Origin of the sequence: Actinomyces sp. 2119, assembly GCF_003591215.1 — a bacterium.
Taxonomy (GTDB): domain Bacteria; phylum Actinomycetota; class Actinomycetes; order Actinomycetales; family Actinomycetaceae; genus Actinomyces; species Actinomyces lilanjuaniae.
Genome location: NZ_QYRR01000006.1, coordinates 192,351 through 210,183, shown reverse-complemented (window position 1 = coordinate 210,183; position 17,833 = coordinate 192,351). Strand labels below are relative to the sequence as shown.

The window sequence follows — 17,833 nt, the reverse complement described above, 5'->3', positions numbered from 1 at the left end:
CTAGGCAGACGTCCTAGGCAGGTGCTGCGCCGATCAGTTGTGGGAAGGGGGAGACGGTCAGCATCTGCGTGAGGTTTGACAGGGTGAAGACCCGCCCGTCGGTGTCCCGGATAACTGGCCCCAGGGTGTCGTTGACGCGCGCCCACCCCAGTCCGGCAAGCACACCCACCAGGGGGACTCCGCCGAGACGGACGGACTCAGCGCGTAGACGCTCAAAGCGGTGCGCCTTGTCGCGTGCGGTGCCGCCGTCGCGGGCCAGCGCTGCTGCGGTGGCCCAGCCGTCGCGGGTGTCGAACTTGTCCTGCTTGGTCCGCAGGCCGTCGGGCGGGTCCCCGAACAGCGTGCCGTCCATAGCCTTGACAATCGTCAGGGCCAGCGTCATGGCAGTGTCCTCCGACGGCCTGGTACCGTGACGCTCCATCCCCTCAATGACACCGGGCGAGACTCTCCTGGGTGACGACGAGGAGCTGACGAGCGTTGTCGCGCTTGCCAGTTCCTTGGTGAGCAGTCCCAGAACTGTGCGGAAGGTCAGCAGCGAGCGGGGCTGGTCAAGGAGTGCGCGCGTCACCGTCTCCTGACTCATGTCAGTAAAGCCCTGCGTGGCTTCTAGGGTCGCGCGGTAGCTGGCTTGGAAGGTGGACAGCTCGTAGAAGTCCATGGAGTGGACGTAGGCGAGGTCCGGTGCGAGATGAGGAACGTAGACCTGGTTGGCTACCTCGGCGTAGATCCTGGTGTGCTCGGCTGTGCCGTGCCGCTGGGCGACCAGACGCATCTGCGCCACACGTTCGTCCCATGAACCGGTGCTGATGATCGCGTTGACGGTCTCCTCGACGGTTGCCATGCTCTAGCCTGCCTGTACCGGGTCGAGGAGCGTCGCATCAGCGGCAATACGCTCGCGGGCGGCCAGCGCGTACTGCTCGTGCAGCTCCAGCCCTCCGGCCTGACGCCCCAGGCGCCGGGCGACGACTGCCGTCGTGCCGCTGCCGGCGAAGGGGTCGATGACGACGCCGTTGCCAGGCGTCATGGCCTTGACGAAGAACTCGGCCAGGCCCTCGGGCATGGGGGCCGTGTGAGTGACGCCCCTGTGCTGGTTGTAGGTCTGACTCACCGGGATGACGTTACCGGGATCGGCTCCGCCGTGGGCATAGGTCGTCACTCGGTTGCGGCCGAACCCTGCCTCGGTGGAGCGACGACCACGGGTGTCCTGCATGCGCCGCCTGATCTCCTCAGGTGTCGTCTTGTAGGGCACACGGACCGCGTCGAGGTCGAAGTAGGGCCTGGGACCGCGTGCGAAGTGGAACACGTGCTCGAAGGCGTCCTTTGTGCGGGGGCCGAACCTGCCAGGGATCGCGTTGGGCTTGGACCAGATGTATTCCTCGATCCACCGCCAGCCCATGTTCTGGAGGGCCAGGACGAGCTGGAACACGTAGGGGTGACGCTGCCCCTTGAGCGGCCCGTCCTTGGCGACGCGGTTCTTGATGTTGATGACGAGCGAGCCCGTCTCGCTCGTGGCCTTGTACATCGATCGGGCGAAGGGCAGGAACCACTCGACGTAGCGGTCCGGGTGCACACGGCTGTAGGCCCGTTGGTCGGCATAGGGCGGGGAGGTGAAGAACAGGTCGACGCTGCCCTCGGGCAGCGCTGGCAGCCACTGCGAGGAGTCACCCCATGTCACGCCCTCCCCAAGGAGGAGGGCGAGCGCACGAGCGGGGTCCTCGGGGACCGGGGGGGCAGGAGCAGGGACAGGATGAAGCGTCACACAACCATCCTGCCGTAACGGTGTGACATCCATCGTGAGGCGCCGCGACCACTTATGTTCCCGGTCCGTTTATGTTCCCGGCCCGTCGGCAGCCGCTCCCGACTACATCGACGACGCCTCCCTGCCTCGACAGGCGGTCAACTGGGTGGGTGCCAGTGCTGTCCGGGGGTGCCCGCAGCAGGTGCTAGCTGCGCAGGTAGCGGGCCAGGCCCCGGGCGGTGCGCCTGGCTACGTGTGTGGCAGCGAGTCTCACCACGGTGCCAGCCCCCTCCGTGCGGGCCACGGCCCTGGCCTGCCACAGGAGCCGGCTGGCACGGGCGGCAGCAGCCGGGGTGGGCACGGCTGCGGGGGGCTGGTCCTCACCGTAAGGGTCCAGGGCGATGGGGGCTGCGGCGAAAGGCTCGTCATCTGCCACAGGGACCCAGGAGGAGGGCTGCCGACGGCCCTCCAGGCGCAGGCGCAGCGCGGCCTGGACCAGGATCTTCTCGTAGGCGCGGCCCTGGGTCAACGGTGACAGCTCCAGCAGGGCCTCCCGCCGGGCCATCGCCCCCATCCGGGAGCGCAGGGCCTGGGAGCCGACCAGATCCTCTAGGGCCTCCTCCCACTGCTCGGTGGTCGTGGCCAGCATCCCGGTGCGGCCGTGGTCGACCACCTCCTGGAAGGGACCTGTGGCAGCTGCGACGACCGGACGACCCACCAGCGCGGCCTCCAGCCACTTGATGGCTGACTTGGCCTCGTTGAACACTGAGTCCCCAGTCAGGGGCGCCAGGCAGATATCGGTGTCTCGTAGCACCCGTGGCAGCTCCAGCCAGGAGGTGAAGGGGACCGTGGAGACTCGCTCGGCCAGTGGCGACAGGGCCTCTGTCGGGCGGAGGTGGCCGCCCAGGACAAGCCGCACATGTGGGTGGCGCCTCATGACAGCGACCACGGCGGGCTCTACCGCCGCCCAGTCCGCGTCATGCGTCGTTGTTCCGGAGAAGTACCCGATAGAGACGGTGGTCTCGCTGCTCCCACGGCCTGCGTTGTCCCCGCTGCCCGTACCGCTCCTGTCCTGCTCGGCGGTACCGGCAGCCTGCGCGCCTGTGGCCCCGGGTATCCCCCTCGTGGCGCGAGCCGACACGACGCGCGCCGGAGGAGTGCGGGCTCCCCGTGCTGCCATGTCGTCCTCCCGGACCACTCTGTCCGAGGCCCGGGCCAGGAGGGCTCCCACCCCGTTGGCGTAACGGTAGGCGGGGAGGTGGGCCAGGCGGGTCGCCTCCTGGCACAGCACCTCGGTTGAGCCGATAAACCCGTCACATGCCTCCAGGGTGGTGCGGTAGCGCTCGACGCCGTGCCACCACAGCCGCTCCTCCCGGGCGGACAGGCCCTCCAGGCCCTCGAGCTGACCGCGCAGGGAGGGGTCGAAGATGAGGTCGTCGACGTCGTAGAGGACCGGGACCGCTGCCGGACGCTCCTTGACCGCGGCGATGAGGTCCAGCACCTGGGTGGTTGCCGGCACCCGGTACAGCACGATGGCGTCCGCCTGGAGGACCTCCGTGCGAAGGCGCGGGTCGCGGTAGTGGCGCACCTCGACCTCGTGGCCTCGCATCCGCAAGGCCTCGGCGGGAAGATAAGCGCGGTAGCGCAGCGGCGCGCCGTCGATACCGACGACGAAGAGCACCCGTCGCAGCAGCTGTGCCTGCGCCCGCGCGATGTCGCGGTGCTCCTGTGGCGCGCAGACCACGCCGGGGGAGCCGAAGGCGTCGTCGCACAGCTCCTCGTAGGTACTGAGCAGCTCGGCTCCCTGCTGGGTGACGGAGCGGATCGGCGAGGCAGAGCCCTGACCGGTCAGTCTCCGTGCCCGCTGTGGGTCCTGGGCGAGGCGGTGCAGCACCTCTGCCAGCGCCTGGGCGTCCCCAGCAGGGACGACGTGGCCATTGACACCCTCGGTCACAGCCTCCTCCGGTCCGAGGGTGTCGGTGCACACCACGCCCAGGCCGGCGGCCAGTGCCTCGCGGGTGAGGATGGAGTGGGACTCGCGCATGACGGAGGGCAGGACCAGCAGGTCGTGGTCCTCCAGGACCTCCAGGAGGCTGTCGGGGCTGAAGGACGGGCGGGGGCGGAACCAGGAGGGCAGGCCAGGTCGTGCCCTCTCGACCCCGTAGGCGTCCAGGAGCAGCCCGCTGTGCTCGCCGACCAGCCTGGCGCTACGGGTCAGGACGTCGACACCCTTCATCTCCTGGTCCCCGCCCGCGTACATGACCCTCAGCGGTCCCGTACCGACTCGTGGCCGGGGCTCGGGGCCGAGGCGCTCCAGCTGGGCGTCAGGAAGGCCGTTCTCGTTGACTCGTACCCTGTCCGGGTCAACACCGTTGGCAACCAGTACCCGTGCCGCCGAGCGGGAGGGCGCCAGGACGAGGTCCACAGCCTCCAGGGCTCGGCGAAGCCGCTCGCGCCGTCCCCGCAGGCGCGGGTGGGAGTCGCAGTCGCAGGAGCCGCACTCCACGACCAGGGAGCAGGGGTGCATTTGGTGATCGACTAGGAACTGCCGGGAGCAGAACCACCAGAAGTCGTGCATAGTCAGCACGACCCGGGCGCCCGACGCCCTGGCGGCCTCCACGAGCCCGACCCCGAGAGTCTGCAGGGAGTGGACGTGCACCACGTCAGGCCGGACCCCCTCCAGCCACCGGGCGAAGGCCTGAGCCGCGCCGGGGTTGTCGTAGTTGAACGGGTCGTCCCAGCCCGTCCACGGAGTCGTGACCAGCCAGGTCACCGCCACCCCGGCCTCGTCGGTCTCGGTCCAGGTCTCCAGGGGGCGGCGCTGGTCGTCCAGGTAGCCGGCGTAGACGTAGGAGTCGTGGCCCTGCGCGGACGTCAGGCGCGCTATCCTCTGCGGCACGAGCGTGCCCCCGGAGACGAAGTTCGGGGGATAGTGGGCAGAAACCTGGACGATCCGCATGAGGCCGATGCTACCGGTACCTGTACCCGCCTGCTGGTCCACGCTCCTGGGGCACCTCTGAGCGCCTCTCCGGGTGTCTGTGCCGGGCTCCTCCTCTGCCTGTGGCCCTATGCTGGGACCATGAGCGACAGCGACGTGGACGTGCCCGCCCGGCGTCCCCTCGACCTGCAGGACTCCCCGGGCGCCGTGGAGGAGGCGGACAGCGTGCTGAGCGGTGACGGTGCTGACGGTGTGACAGAGGCCGCCCCTCCCGCCAGGGCGCTGGAGGCGCTGGAGAGGCGGTGCGACGAGCTGCGTGCCCAGGTGGTCTCCCTCCAGGCTGCGGCCGTGGTGCGCGCCGGGATCATTGAGGACCAGGCTGCCCGTATCCAGGAGAACGAGGAGCGCCTGACTCAGGCGCGCGCCCGCCTGGAGGCCCGTCAGCCCGCCGCAGTCAGCGCCGTGCGGGCGATCGCCGCCCCGCGGACGCTGAGGAGGCTGCCCCTGGGCGGCCTGAGAAGGCGCGCTGCGGCGCTTCTACGTCGGTTGAGAGGCTGAGGTCATGGGTGGTGTCACCGTCATTGTCGCCGACGGTGTCTGGGACGCAAGGCGGGAGAAGCCGGAAGGCCCCACCGGGGCGACCGTGGAGAGCTTTCGTCAGGTCGCCTCCGACGGGGACCGCCTGCTCGTGGGGTCGTGGTGGGAGCGTGCGGACCAGGTAGAGACCGACTACGCCCTGCTGCTGCGTGCTGGTGACACGCTTGAGCCGGGCGCGCTGCGCGCTCTGGAGGAGTTCGCCCGGGCGCGCCGGGTCCGCCTGGTGACCGCCGACCGGATCGAGGACGGCCAGATCCGTCGTTGCCAGCGCTGGTCCCCGACCCTGTTCGAGCAGTTCCCCTACACTGGGCGCCTCATGCTGGTGGAGGCCCCGGTGCTGGCCCAGGTGGTGTCCACCGCCCTTCAGGAGCCGCTCAGTGAGTGGGACATGCAGCTGCGTCTGGTTGACGCGGCGGCTGGTGCCGACCACTGCCCGGTCGTGGCGGTCAACCAGGCCACCCCGGTGCGTGCCGGGGGCCTGGCAGACCGGGTCACTAGCGTCCAGGCCCACCTCGCCCGCACAGGCAGGAGCGCCGAGGTGGCCAGCGCGGGTCCGACAGGTATGCCGCAGGTACGTGCCCGCACGACGGAGGCCAGCCTGGTCTCTGTCATCGTCCCGACCGCCTTCTCCCGTCGCGAGCTGGAGGACGGTACCGTACGCACACTCGTGGAGTGCCTGTTGACGGGGGTCCTGGTCACTGCCGGCCCCCAGCGCTGCGAGGTGGTCCTGGTCGTGGATGACCAGGCCGACTCCCGGTCGGTGGAACGCTGCCGGAGCCTGTGGCCGGGGACGCTGCGGGTCGTGACCACCCGGGGACCCTTCAGCTTCTCCGCGGCTGTCAACGCTGGTGCTGCCGCCTCGCGCGGGGATGTCCTCCTTCTGCTCAACGACGACGTCGAGCCGTGCCACGGCGGCTGGCTGGACCAGATGCTGGGGGTCCTGGAACGTCCGGGCACCGCCGTGGTCGGCGCCCGCCTGCTGCTGGGAGACGGCAGGATCCAGCACCTTGGAGTGGTGTGTCCCCCCGGGGAGCTGCCGATGCATCCTCGGGTCTTCGAAGAGGACAGGACCTCCCATCCCATGGCCCAGGCGGACGTGGAGTACCTGGCGGTGACCGGCGCCTGCCTCATGTGCCGCCGCGAGGACTTTGAGGCCGTGGGCGGCATGGACGAGAGGCTACCGCTGAACTTCAACGACATCGACCTGTGCCTGCGCATGGTGGCCCGGGGCGGCAGCGTCGTGTGCGTCAACAGTGTGAGAATGGTCCACCGCGAGTCCTCGACCCGCCGTCCCCAGATCCTCCCGGAGGAGAGGGCGGCTGTGGAGGGCTGGTACCCGCTGACGGCTACGGACCCCCACATCGAGTACTGGGGCTGACCCCGGTGCCTCGGTAGTGCGGGGACGGCCCGGGCGTCCCCGGGACGTCGACCCGACGGCACGGGGCCGCTCTACGACATACTTCTCCTGCGTATCCTGACTCCTCCGGACTGCGACTTCTCCAGATAGGTGAGCCCATGACTTCTGAGACCTCCAGGCCCCTGCGGGTCGAGACCACGCCGATTCCTGGTTTCCTGCGGATAGACCTGCCTGTGCACGGGGATAACAGAGGCTGGTTCAAGGAGAACTGGCAGCGTGAGAAGATGCTTGCCCTGGGGCTGCCGGACTTTGGCCCGGTGCAGAACAACATCTCCTTCAACCACGAAGTGGGGGTGACCCGGGGTATCCACGCGGAGCCGTGGGACAAGTACGTCTCGGTGGCCTCAGGACGCGTCTTCGGGGCCTGGGTGGACCTGCGTGAGGGGCCGACCTTTGGGACGCTCTACACCTGTGAGATCGATCCCTCCGTGGCGGTCTACGTGCCTCGCGGCGTCGGCAACGCCTACCAGACCCTGGAGCCTGCCACCGCCTACACCTACCTGGTCAACGACCACTGGCTGCCCGACGCCCGCTACACCTTCCTCAACCTTGCCGACAGCTCGGTGGCCGTTCCCTGGCCGATCCCCTTGGAGAAGGCGGTGCTGTCGGACAAGGACCGCTCGCACCCGCCGCTGGAGGAGGTGTCTCCCTTTCCGGCGCCGGGGGCGTCGCTGCCAGGAGCCGCTCCCCTCACCCGTGGTGCGCACAGCGACGGTGCCACGGCACCCGGGGACGAGCCGCACGTCTCCGGTCCTCACGGCGGGAGCAGGCAGGGTCGTCGGGTCCTGGTGACCGGTGCGCACGGCCAGCTCGGTCGTGAGCTCATGCGTCAGCTGCCTGAGGCCGGGTACGAGGCCACGGGCGTGGACCTTCCCGAGGTGGACATCTCTGACGCCTCTGCCCTGGAGGGCTTCCCGTGGGGTGACTACGACGTCGTCGTCAATGCTGCGGCGTGGACGAACGTGGACGGCGCCGAGACCTCTGAGGGGCGTAGGCAGTCCTGGAGGGCCAACGCCACCGGTCCGGCCAACCTGGCCAGGGCCGCCACCGCTCACGGGCTGGTACTGGTGCACGTCTCCAGCGAGTACGTCTTTGACGGGACGGCCCAGGTCCACGCAGAGGACGAGCCTGCCAGCCCCCTGGGCGTCTACGGGCAGTCCAAGGCCGGAGGTGACGCTGCCGTGGCTGCCACCACGCGCCACTACCTGGTGCGTACCTCCTGGGTGGTGGGTGAGGGTGGCAACTTCGTGCGCACGATGGCCCGGCTGGCCGCCCAGGGGGTGCAGCCTAAGGTCGTGGCCGACCAGGTAGGACGCCTGACCTTCACCACCGACCTGGCGGCGGGCATCATCCACCTCCTGGAGACGGGGGCACCCTACGGGACCTACAACCTCTCTGGCGAGGGGGCGGTGGTCTCCTGGGCTGACGTGGCCAGGAGGGTCTACGAGCTGACCGGGCACAGCGCCCAGGAGGTCACCCCGGTGACCACGGAGGAGTACTTCGCGGACCAGGACGTGGCACCTCGCCCCCTCGTGTCCGTACTGGACCTGACCAAGATCGAGTCAACAGGCTTTGTCCCCGCCGACTCGATGCAGCGCCTGGAGGACTACGTCCGGTCCCTGTAGGCCTGGGTAGGCCTGCTCTGGCTTTTCTGGCTTTGTGGTGTGCAGGTCTGAGTACCTGCCGCATGAGTGCCTGCCGTATATCTGCCGCAGGTGCGCTCCGGTGCTGGCGTAGCCGTCGCGGCCTCTGCGCCTAGCCGCGATGCTCACGCTCCAGCAGGTCCAGCAGGTACTGCCCGTAGCCGGACTTCACCAGCGGCTCAGCACGTTGGCGCAGCCCCTCGTCATCGATAAAGCCCATGCGCCAGGCGACCTCCTCAGGGGCGCCGACCTTCATTCCCTGGCGCGCCTCGACAGTGCGTACGAAGGCCGTGGCGTCTGCCAGGGAGTCAAAGGTCCCGGTGTCCAGCCACGCTGTGCCCCGTGGCAGGACCTCGACGCTGAGACGACCGGCTTCGAGGTAGGTGCGGTTGATGTCGGTGATCTCGTACTCTCCGCGTGCCGAGGGCCTGAGGCTGCGTGCGATCTCCACCACGTCGTTGTCGTAGAAGTACAGTCCGGGCACGGCGTAGTCCGACTTCGGGTGCGGCGGCTTCTCCTCAATGGACAGTGCCCTGAGGTCCTGGTCGAACTCCACGACGCCATAGGCGGAGGGGTCGGCTACCTGGTAGGCGTAGACGACCCCGCCCTCCGGGCTGGTGTGGCGACGCAGCTGGGTCCCCATGCCTGGGCCGTAGAAGATGTTGTCACCCAGGACCAGTGCGGCGCTGTCCTCGCCGATGAACTCTGCTCCCAGGACGAAGGCCTGTGCCAGCCCGTTGGGAACCTCCTGCACCGTGTAGGAGAGGCTGACGCCTAGTTGTGAGCCGTCACCCAGCAGGCGGTGGAAACCGGGGGCGTCGTGAGGTGTTGTGATGACAAGCACGTCCTGGATGCCCGCAAGCATGAGGGTGCTCAGCGGGTAGTAGATCATCGGCTTGTCGTAGACCGGAACCAGCTGCTTGGAGGTGCCCAGGGTGATCGGGTTGAGTCGTGTACCGGAGCCTCCGGCCAGGATGATGCCTCGCATGCACGTAGTCTGACCTACCGAGCACGAGTTGGCGGGGCGACGGGGCTGATTTGTCGTGGACGTTGCGGATCAGGTACGGGTGCGTGCGGCTGCGACCACGCAGCACACCGGGAGCTCCGGCTGGCCCCGGCCTGTGAGGCGTCGCAAGGACGTCGTGTAGCCAGCTGTGCGCTGCCGCCGGTACGGTGCCCCCTATGATGCGTCTCGAGGCTGCCCGGCAGCGTTATGGCTGGGGCTCTGCCACAGCCATTCCCAGGTTGCTCGGTGTGCCCTCTGACGGCTGTCCCTGGGCTGAGGCGTGGTACGGCGCCCACGCGGCGGGACCGACGCTGGTGGCAGGAGGACACCCCCTGGCAGAGGTCCTCGGGCGTGAGCCCGTCCGGCTGCTGGGTGATGACGTCATCCGCAGGTTCGGCGCCCAGCTGCCTTTCCTCGTCAAGCTCATCGCCCCGGCCCGGGTCCTGTCCCTCCAGGTCCACCCGAGCCAGGAGCAGGCGGCTGAGGGCTACGCCCTGGAGGAGGAGGCTGGCGTGGCAATGGACAGTCCGGACCGTAACTACAAGGACCCCAACCACAAGCCGGAGATGGTGCTGGCGCTGACGCAGTTTGAGGCGGTGGCAGGGTTTCGGGCGCCTCGGCGTGCCGCTGAGGTCCTTGCCGACCTGGACAGCCCCTTGGCGCGGCGCATGCGGCGCACGCTGAGGCTCAATCCCACCCGCTTCGGCATCCGCCAGGTCTTTACGGACCTGGTCTCGGCAGGTACTCGGCCCCAGGAAGAGGCGGTCGCTGCTCTTGTCGAGGAGATCTCCGAGCGGGTAGAGGCCGGAGCCTCCCCGTCCCCCAGGGTGGACTCTAACGTGCTGGAGATGTCCCGCAGCTTTCCGGGTGACCCGGGTATCGCTGCGGCGCTCCTGCTCAACCCTGTGACTCTTCAGCCCGGGGAGGCGCTGTTCGTCCCTGCGGGCAGCGTCCACGCCTATGTCAGCGGCCTGGGGGTGGAGGTCATGGCCTCCTCCGACAACGTGCTGCGGGCTGGTCTGACTGCCAAGCACGTGGACGTCGCCGGGGTCCTGGCCTGCGTGAGCTACGTGGCTGCACCGCCAGTACGCCCCGCTCCCGAGTACCTGTCGCGCGCGACCCGCGCCTACTACGCTCCCGTGGACGACTTCGAGCTCATGGTCACCTCTGTCGTGCCAGCAGACGGTCGCCTTCAGATACCTGGTCGGGGACCGCGGGTCGTGCTGGCGGTCCAGGGCTCCACGACACTGACAACGGCAGCGGGACAGCTGGGGCTCGCTCGTGGACAGGCTGTCTTCGTCGGTGCCGACGAGCGGACCCTCTCGGTGGAAGGAGAGGGGACCTTGGTCCAGGCGGACGTCCCCTGACCCTTGCGGCCTACCAGGTCGCCCCCTCCTGGCGTGCGGCTGCTTGCGCGACGTCCTCTCCCGCTCCTTCCATGAGCAGCACTGCCGTGCGACCTGCTCGCCAGGTGGTCAGGACGCCGCGCAGTGCCGGTGCCAGGCCGTTTTCGTGTACCAGCACGGCCTGCTGACCCTCAGCAGGCCGTGCTGTCGCTTCTGGACCTGGCGCTTGAGCGCCGACTCTGTCCCCGGCAGGGCGGCTGCCCGGGTGGTAGAGGGCACCCAGGAGGTCGTCCTCAGACCAGTAGGTGTGTCTGCCCTGTCGGTCCAGCTCAGTCAGGGGCACGGATGAGGTGCTCGCCTCGGAGACCGGGGCGTAGTGGTCCGGGTAGGCCATGAGGTCGGCGGCGCCGTCGAGCACCAGTGGTGGCAGCTGTGCGGGCCACCGCAGCGCCAGTGACTGGGGCGGTGCCAGCACCTGGACCTCAGCGTCGGGGCACAGCTGCTCATCATCCAGGGCAACGCTGAGGCCTGGCGACAGGCCCGCTGCCCGGACTGTGTCCGCTGTGCCGACCAGGACGTGCTGACCCGCGAGCCACGCTCCACAGGCCCATATCACCCCTCGCCAGTGCACCCCGGTTCCTATGTGAATTCCATCTCCGGAAAACACCTCATTAGTAATCAGTCCCGCCACCTTGGCGTGCCACATAGACAGCACGCGCCCGGTGAGCTCGATTCGCTGGTCAAGGCCATAACAAACCAGCCACGGCCGGTCTGAGTCGTGGGCGGCGGGAAGGGTCTCAAGAAGTTGCGTATACATGTTGGAGAATTGAGTCAGACCTACTGAGGTGGTGGCGCGGTTGTGGGATATTATCACGGTATCGCGGCGCGGTGAGGCAGTGCCGCGGGCTGCGCCACTGCCCGCGATTCCGCCAGAAACTTGGTACGAAGGTACTGTCAGCGTAGCCCTGGTCTCTTCTCAGGTGTCTTGTAGGAAGTCGCCATATAGTACCCGCAGTGCGAGGCGGTTCGCGGATTGTCAACGAGCGGTGTCGATGGTCACGAGAGGGTGTAGTTTCCTTCTCGGGCTTGACTCGCCCGGTCCGGCGCGCATGTAATTCTTACTGGCAAGCAAGTAAGTTGAAGGGAGGCCGAATATGTGGAACATCCTCGGCGACGGGCCACTGACGCGCCCAGAGGAGCCTGACACCGAGGCGTTGCTGTTCCTTTTCGGCGGTGGTGATGATCTTGATGAGGGTCCCCTGGCGTGGCAGGAGCGTGCTCTGTGCGCCCAGACGGACCCTGAGGCCTTCTTCCCCGAGAAGGGCGGCTCCACCCGTGAGGCCAAGCGCGTCTGTGCGACCTGTGAGGTGCGTGAGGAGTGTCTTGAGTACGCTCTCGCCAACGACGAGCGCTTTGGTATCTGGGGCGGACTGTCTGAGCGTGAACGCCGCAAGCTCAAGCGTCGCGCGGTATGACGCCAGCGGGCCCTGACGACGGGACCGCGAGGGACAGGTCGCAGCCGGAGGCTGACGCGGGTGTCCTGGCCGTCGTCGTGACGGCCGGGAACACCCCGTTCCTGGCTGAGACGCTCAGCGGCCTGGCGTCCCAGGTGCGTCAGGCGGAGATCGTCCTTGTTGTTGACGTCGCCTCTCGGGCTAACGGGCTGGGGGACGGCACGCCGATTGAGGAGGTCGTGGAGGCCTGCGGGCTTGATGCCTCCAGCGCGGTGCGCATCGTACGTGCCGGGGAGGTGGCTACCTTCGGAGCCGCGATCGCCTCGGGGCTTGCCGCCTATACCGACCTCGTGGCCTCAGGGGGGCGTCGCCGTGGTCGATCCGGTGGGAGCCGGGACGTGCCTGAGGGGGCGCACTCCGCAGGGGTGGCTCCTGACCCGGTCGTCGGGGCGCTGTCCCCGGTGACCCGGCAGGAGCGACGTCTGATCGTCCCTGATCCCGAGGAGCAGCAGTCACGAAGGCTGTGGCTGTGGCTGCTTCATGACGACTCCGCACCGCAGCCAGGCTGCCTGCGCGCGCTGCTGGCGGCGGCGGCCAACGCGCGGTCCGTGGGTGTCGTCGGCCCCAAGCAGGTCTCCTGGGACCATCCCGACCAGCTTCTGGAGGTCGGGCTGGGCACGACGGCCTCGGCGCGCAGGGACAACGCCATTGTCCCCGGTGAGGTGGACCAGGGCCAGTACGACGACCGCAGCGACGTACTCGCGGTGGGGACAGCCGGTGCCCTGGTAGCGCGTACCGTGTGGGACGAGGTCGGTGGCATCGCACCGTGGCTGGGACCTTTCGGGGACGGTCTGGAGCTGTCGCGTGCTGCCCGACTGTGCGGCTACCGGGTTGTCGTCGAGCCCCAGGCCGTCCTGCGTCATCGTCGTGCCTCCTACCTTGGCCTGCGGCCCGCTCGGCAGGCCGTTCGCCGGGAGAGTGACGCTCCGGTCACCGACCTGCCGGATCCTGCCCCTGAGCGCTCCTTTCGGGAGCGTCGGGTCGCCCAGCTGACCAACTGGGGTGCTTTCTCCTCTCGTCCCGTGGTCCTGCTGCTAGGGTGGTTCCTGCTTCTGGGGCTGGCTCGCGGGTTGTGGCGGCTGGTCTCCAAGGTTCCTGCGCTCGCCCGCGACGAGGTGGCTGCCGCCTGTGAGGTCCTCAGGCACGCCGGTCGTATCAGGACAGGTCGTCGTCGTCTGTCTCGGTACGCACAGGTGCCGCGCTCCGCCCTGGGAAGGCTCTACGTTCCGGCATCCCGGATTCGTGCGGCGCGTAGGGACCAGGTGCGCCAGGAGCGGGAGCGCTCGGCGCGCTCCAGAGCGCCCAGCGAGCTGGAGGTGCGTGAGCTGGCCGCCCTGGCCCGCACCAGGAGGAGGGTGCTGGTCGCCCTGGTGCTACCTGTCCTCGTTGTGACGGCTGCCGGGCTGTCGGGCGTGGTGCTGACCCGCTCTGTCAGCGGTGGTGCCTCCGCCTTTCTCTCCACCAGCTGGCGTGAGATGTGGGAGACTGCCTGGGCCGCCTGGATCCCCTCTGGCGACGGCTACCCCGGTGGGCCCTCGCCTCTTCTGGCGGTGATGGCGCTGCCGATGGCGTTGGGTGGCCTGGTCGGGGTTGACGGTGACGTAGGGGTCCATGCTCTTCTTCTGGCTGCTGTGCCTCTGGCCGCCCTGGGGGCTTGGTTCGCTGCCGGGACGGTGACGCGTCGGGTGGGGCTGCGCTGGGCGGCCGGGCTCGTGTGGGCGCTCACTCCGAACCTCCTCACGGCAGTGGGGCAGGGGCGCCTGACGGCTGTCCTGGTCCACCTGGCCCTGCCCTGGATGCTTCTTGCCGTGGCCCGTGCGCTGGGGGCGGACCGTCGCGATGTGGTTGTCTCCGGTCTTGTGGGTGCGCACCTGCTCACAGACAGGGAGCGTCAGGAGCTGGACCTCTTCTCCCAGGAACGCGTCGAGGACCTGGCGCATCTTGACCAGGACGCGCCCGGTGAGGATCTCCAGCCCGTGGTAGACCCCGTGGCTGGCTCCGGGATGCCAGAGGACGTTCAGGACGGTCGACACCAGGACGGCCAGGAGCAGGAGAGCGCTCAGGGCGGTGAGGCAGGCCGAGAGGATAGCCAGGAGGGCGACCGGGGCAGCCAGGACAGCCCCGGCTCCCAGGGCGAGGATGGTACAGGCGTGCAGGACCACCCTCCTGCCCAGGACCTGAACCCCAGCGGCCCGGACACGGAAGGGGCGGTAGGCGGCGTGGCCGGTACGTCGTCTCACCGGGTGCCGATGCCCGTGCGGTACGGCCCCGGCTCGGCGGCTGCTGCGGCCACGGCTGGCCTCCTCGCCTCGGTGGTGGTGGCTGCGTCCGCGGCGACGGCTCCGCTCCTGCTTCTTGTGATCGGTGTGCTGGCCCTGAGGTCCTCACGGGGCTACCGACTGCTTCTCACGCTGGTGCCGCTGGTGCTGACAGCCGCCCCGGCCTGGTGGCGCGCCTGGCAGGTGGGCTCGACCACGACCTGGTCGCAGGGGCTGCGCCTGCTGCTAACTGACACCGGCGTGCCGACCGCAGTCGGCTCCCCCAGCGGGGTGGACCTGCTCCTGGGCTCGCCCACGGACCTGGACCTTGTCCTGGCTGACGGCGCCCTGGCCCTGGTTGGCAGGATCCTTCTGGCTGTCGTTCCGGCCGCGGCGCTAGCGAGCCTGCTGGTGTCCGGGCGGCAGGGAGCCAGGGCACGGACCGGTGTCCTCCTGGCGCTTGGCGGCCTGGCGCTGGCGGCCCTGTCCTCCCGCACTGTCACCGCTGTCGGGACCAGCCCAGGTGAGGACACCAGCGTGCTTGTCACCGGGTGGGCCGGGGCCGGGCTGTCCGTGGCCCTGGCTGGCTTTGTCCTGGCAGGCCTGGTTGCTGGCGACGCCTGCCTCGCCCTCCTGGATGCGGACGCGGTCCTGAGGGCAGGGGCGCGTGGCTGGCGGCCGTGGGTAGTGGCGGTCCTGTGCCTCGTCGTGGCAGCCGGTCCTCTGACAGCGGGTGCGGCCTGGGCCTGGCGGGCTCGTGCGGGGTCCGAGCAGGCCGTGGCCCTGCGCAGCGCTGGGCAGCAGGTTCCGCTGATTGCTGCCCAGCTCCAGTCCTCTGGTACCCAGGGCCGGGTCCTGCACCTGGCAGCCTCTCCCGCGGGCCTGCAAGTCACCATCTGGCGGCATGCTGGTACCCAGGTGACCGACGTCCTGCCAGAGGTGCTCAGCGCCCAGCTGCGTACCCGGGTGCCGGACGTCTGGGACCATGGGCTGGTCGCGGCTGAGGGAGCTCTTCCCGATGACGTCCCCATGGTGCTGGGCGACGACGCGGATCTCGCCCTGGCCGACCTGGTCGCCCGGGCCGTCTCCGGGCAGGACGAGGAGGCTGCTGCCGAGCTGGCGGCGCACGGGATCGCTGTCGTCGTCCTGGCCGAGACTCCAGGAGACGAGCTGACTGCTGAGACACGTTCCGGCCTGGCATCGACCCCGGGACTGGACCAGCTGGCGCAGACTGCTTCCGGTACCGCCTGGCGTGTGGCACCGCAGCAGGGCCAGGAGGCCTCACGGCTGACGGTCGTGGATGCCGACGGTCGTAGCGTGCCGTTGTCCTCTGACGGTGGCGAGGTTGCCGCGAGTGCTCGCCTGCCCCGGGGCCAGGACGGACGCACCCTGGTCCTGGCTGAGCGCGCCAGCAGCTCTTGGAGCGCCTCCTTGGACGGGACGCCGCTGGAGCCCACGACCCTGCCCGGCGAGGGCGGAGAGTGGAGGCAGGCCTTTGTGCTACCCGCCGACGAGGGGATCCTGGAGATCACCTATAGGGGCGGGCTCGTCCCGACCCTGCTGACCTATGGGATCTGGGGTGCATGGCTGGTGACGGCTGTGGCCGCCCTACCCCTGCGACGCGGAAGGGAGACGGTGTGAGCGAGCTGGAGAGCACGGCCTCGTCCTCTCAGGGGGCAGGAGACCCCGGGGACGGTCCTGGAAGTCGGCAGGCGGAGGGCCGTCAGCACCGAGAGCCTGCTCAGACTGATGCAGGGACCGACGCAGAGGCTGACGCAGACGCTGTTCAGACGCAGGAGGCAGCCCGTCCGCAGCCTCCTGCCCAGACGTCGGGAGCCTCTGGAGCGTCGACACCGCGTCCTGCGCGGCGGTCGTGGCGTGGTGTCGCGCGACGTGGGGCGGCGCTGGTGTGCGCGCTGGTCCTGGCCTGTGCCGTTGGCGGCGTGACGTGGTGGGGACAGGTCCACCCTCTGGCAGCCACGCCCCGGCTGGCCCCCGTGACCGTGACCCAGGGCGGGGCCCAGAGCGTGTACGTGTGCCCCAGCTCACCCACGAACACGCTGCAGGCCGTGGAGGTGGCGTCGATGACGACGTCCACGACTGTGGTGCCGGTTGGAGAGAGCGCTTCGCTCTCCTACGCTGACGAGCCCCTCCGGGAGGACTCGGCCACGACCATGGACAGCGCGGAAGGCGGCGTTGTTGTGGTCGAGCCTGGGCAGGAAGGGCAGGTCGCGTCTGCTGCGGCCTTTGTCACGACCCTGGCCTCCGGCGGAGACCTTCGGGGCCTGACTGCCGCCCCCTGTGTCCAGCCTTCCGCGACATCCTGGATTGTGGGAGGCTCTACGGCGCCGGGAGCCTCTGCACAGCTGCGGCTGGAGAATCCCGGAGTCACCAACGTGACAGCAAACGTCGCAGTCTACGGGTCCACAGGACAGCTCGATCTTCCCAGTAACGGCCAGGTCACGGTCCCGGCTGGTTCCGACACGTCCCTGCTCCTGGAAGCCGCCAGTGCCAACGACCCTCGCCTGGCGGTGTCGGTCGAAGCGGAGGGGGGCAGCCTTGCCGTGGCGCTGGTTACTGAGGAGCTTGACGGGGAGACGGCGGCGGGAACCGACGTCCTTACGGGCGGTGCCGCCCCAGCCACGGACCTCGTGGTCCCCGGGGTCCAGGTTGCCAGCCCCGAGGAGCAGGGTGAGGTGGCACAGGACTCCACGGGGGCGGTCTCCTCCGACTCGCCTGTCGTAAGAGTGGTCAATCCAGGCAACGAGCCCGCGTCGGTCAACGTGGCCATGCTCGGCGAGGAGGGGTCCGTACCGCTTCCGGGAGCCGAGGGCGTCGTCATTGACCCGGGCAGCGTCTTCGACGTCTCCCTGGAGGGAGTCTCGCCGGGTACTTACGGCCTGCAGGTGACCTCGGACCTGCCCGTCGCGGCGGCGGTACAGCTGGTGCGAAGCGGCGGGGAGTACCCGGAGCGCTCGGGTGCCCTCGTGCATGACAAGGCATGGATTCAGGCCAGCCGCCAGGACGCGCTGGCTGCCAGCGTCCTGGCGGTTCCCCGGGGCGAGGGCCTGAACTCCGTGGTCACCCTGGCCAACGGGGGCCGGGAGACCTCTGTCACTCTTGCCAGCGCTGACGGGTCGTGGCAGGAGGAGGTAGCGGTTCCCGCCGGAGGGGCGATCAGGGTCGATGTCCCCGATGAGGTTGCGGCTGTGACTCTGACTACCTCGGGGGAGAGGGGTGCGGTGGCTGCTGCGACCGTGGTAGCTGCTCGTGTGTCCGGGGACGCCGCAGGAGTCCTGCTCTCCGTCGTCCCGGCCGAGCCTGACGCAGCGGCAGCGGCTGCGCACAGGATCCTCCTCAGCTAAGGGCTGTGCGC

Annotated in this window: 12 protein-coding genes; 7 read left to right on the top strand and 5 right to left on the bottom strand. The window is 69.2% G+C overall.

The genetic code is table 11. The annotated features are described in order from the left end of the window. Positions 1 to 13 precede the first annotated feature (13 nt). From D4740_RS08990 to D4740_RS08980, 3 genes are all read right to left on the bottom strand, one after another. Complete coding sequence (locus D4740_RS08990) at positions 14 to 841, bottom strand: hypothetical protein (RefSeq protein ID WP_119836598.1); 828 nt, start codon at positions 839 to 841, stop codon at positions 14 to 16. Between the two features lie 3 nt (positions 842 to 844). Continuing rightward, positions 845 to 1,759, bottom strand: coding sequence for a site-specific DNA-methyltransferase (locus D4740_RS08985; protein WP_220475028.1), 915 nt, complete (start codon positions 1,757 to 1,759; stop codon positions 845 to 847). Positions 1,760 to 1,943: 184 nt separating this feature from the next. Further along, the gene (locus tag D4740_RS08980; RefSeq protein ID WP_147392889.1) at positions 1,944 to 4,697 is read right to left on the bottom strand and encodes a glycosyltransferase; all 2,754 of its coding nucleotides are present in this window, start codon (positions 4,695 to 4,697) and stop codon (positions 1,944 to 1,946) included. Positions 4,698 to 4,817: 120 nt separating this feature from the next. Between D4740_RS08980 and D4740_RS08975 the strand changes: the two genes are divergently transcribed. The 3 genes from D4740_RS08975 to D4740_RS08965 all read left to right on the top strand — a co-directional run bounded on the left by D4740_RS08975 (position 4,818) and on the right by D4740_RS08965 (position 8,315). After that, a complete protein-coding gene (locus tag D4740_RS08975) occupies positions 4,818 to 5,234 on the top strand; it encodes a hypothetical protein (RefSeq protein WP_119836595.1) in 417 nt (138 codons plus the stop codon). 4 nt (positions 5,235 to 5,238) lie between these two features. Then, complete coding sequence (locus tag D4740_RS08970) at positions 5,239 to 6,651, top strand: glycosyltransferase (protein ID WP_119836594.1); 1,413 nt, start codon at positions 5,239 to 5,241, stop codon at positions 6,649 to 6,651. A 137-nt stretch (positions 6,652 to 6,788) separates the two neighbouring features. Continuing rightward, positions 6,789 to 8,315, top strand: coding sequence for a bifunctional dTDP-4-dehydrorhamnose 3,5-epimerase family protein/NAD(P)-dependent oxidoreductase (locus D4740_RS08965; protein WP_119836593.1), 1,527 nt, complete (start codon positions 6,789 to 6,791; stop codon positions 8,313 to 8,315). A gap of 130 nt (positions 8,316 to 8,445) precedes the next feature. Here the strand turns inward: D4740_RS08965 and rfbA are convergent, their stop codons facing one another. Continuing rightward, on the bottom strand, positions 8,446 to 9,321 hold the full coding sequence (gene rfbA / locus D4740_RS08960) for a glucose-1-phosphate thymidylyltransferase RfbA (RefSeq protein WP_119836592.1): 876 nt from the start codon (positions 9,319 to 9,321) through the stop codon (positions 8,446 to 8,448). 194 nt (positions 9,322 to 9,515) lie between these two features. On the opposite strand from rfbA, the gene manA reads away from it, so the two are divergent. After that, positions 9,516 to 10,706, top strand: a complete 1,191-nt coding sequence (gene manA / locus D4740_RS08955; protein WP_119836591.1) for a mannose-6-phosphate isomerase, class I — start codon at positions 9,516 to 9,518, stop codon at positions 10,704 to 10,706. Between the two features lie 10 nt (positions 10,707 to 10,716). Here the strand turns inward: manA and D4740_RS08950 are convergent, their stop codons facing one another. Further along, complete coding sequence (locus D4740_RS08950) at positions 10,717 to 11,502, bottom strand: TIGR03089 family protein (RefSeq protein WP_119836590.1); 786 nt, start codon at positions 11,500 to 11,502, stop codon at positions 10,717 to 10,719. Between the two features lie 337 nt (positions 11,503 to 11,839). On the opposite strand from D4740_RS08950, the gene D4740_RS08945 reads away from it, so the two are divergent. Genes D4740_RS08945 through D4740_RS08935 form a run of 3 tightly spaced genes read left to right on the top strand, consistent with a single transcriptional unit; the run spans position 11,840 to position 17,822 of the window. Further along, positions 11,840 to 12,160, top strand: a complete 321-nt coding sequence (locus D4740_RS08945) for a WhiB family transcriptional regulator (RefSeq protein ID WP_119836589.1) — start codon at positions 11,840 to 11,842, stop codon at positions 12,158 to 12,160. Further along, the gene (locus tag D4740_RS13545; protein ID WP_119836588.1) at positions 12,157 to 16,098 is read left to right on the top strand and encodes a glycosyltransferase; all 3,942 of its coding nucleotides are present in this window, start codon (positions 12,157 to 12,159) and stop codon (positions 16,096 to 16,098) included. The genes D4740_RS08945 and D4740_RS13545 overlap by 4 nt, the downstream gene beginning before the upstream one ends. Further along, a complete protein-coding gene (locus D4740_RS08935) occupies positions 16,095 to 17,822 on the top strand; it encodes a DUF5719 family protein (protein ID WP_119836587.1) in 1,728 nt (575 codons plus the stop codon). Before D4740_RS13545 ends, D4740_RS08935 begins: the two co-directional genes overlap by 4 nt. Positions 17,823 to 17,833: the final 11 nt, after the last annotated feature.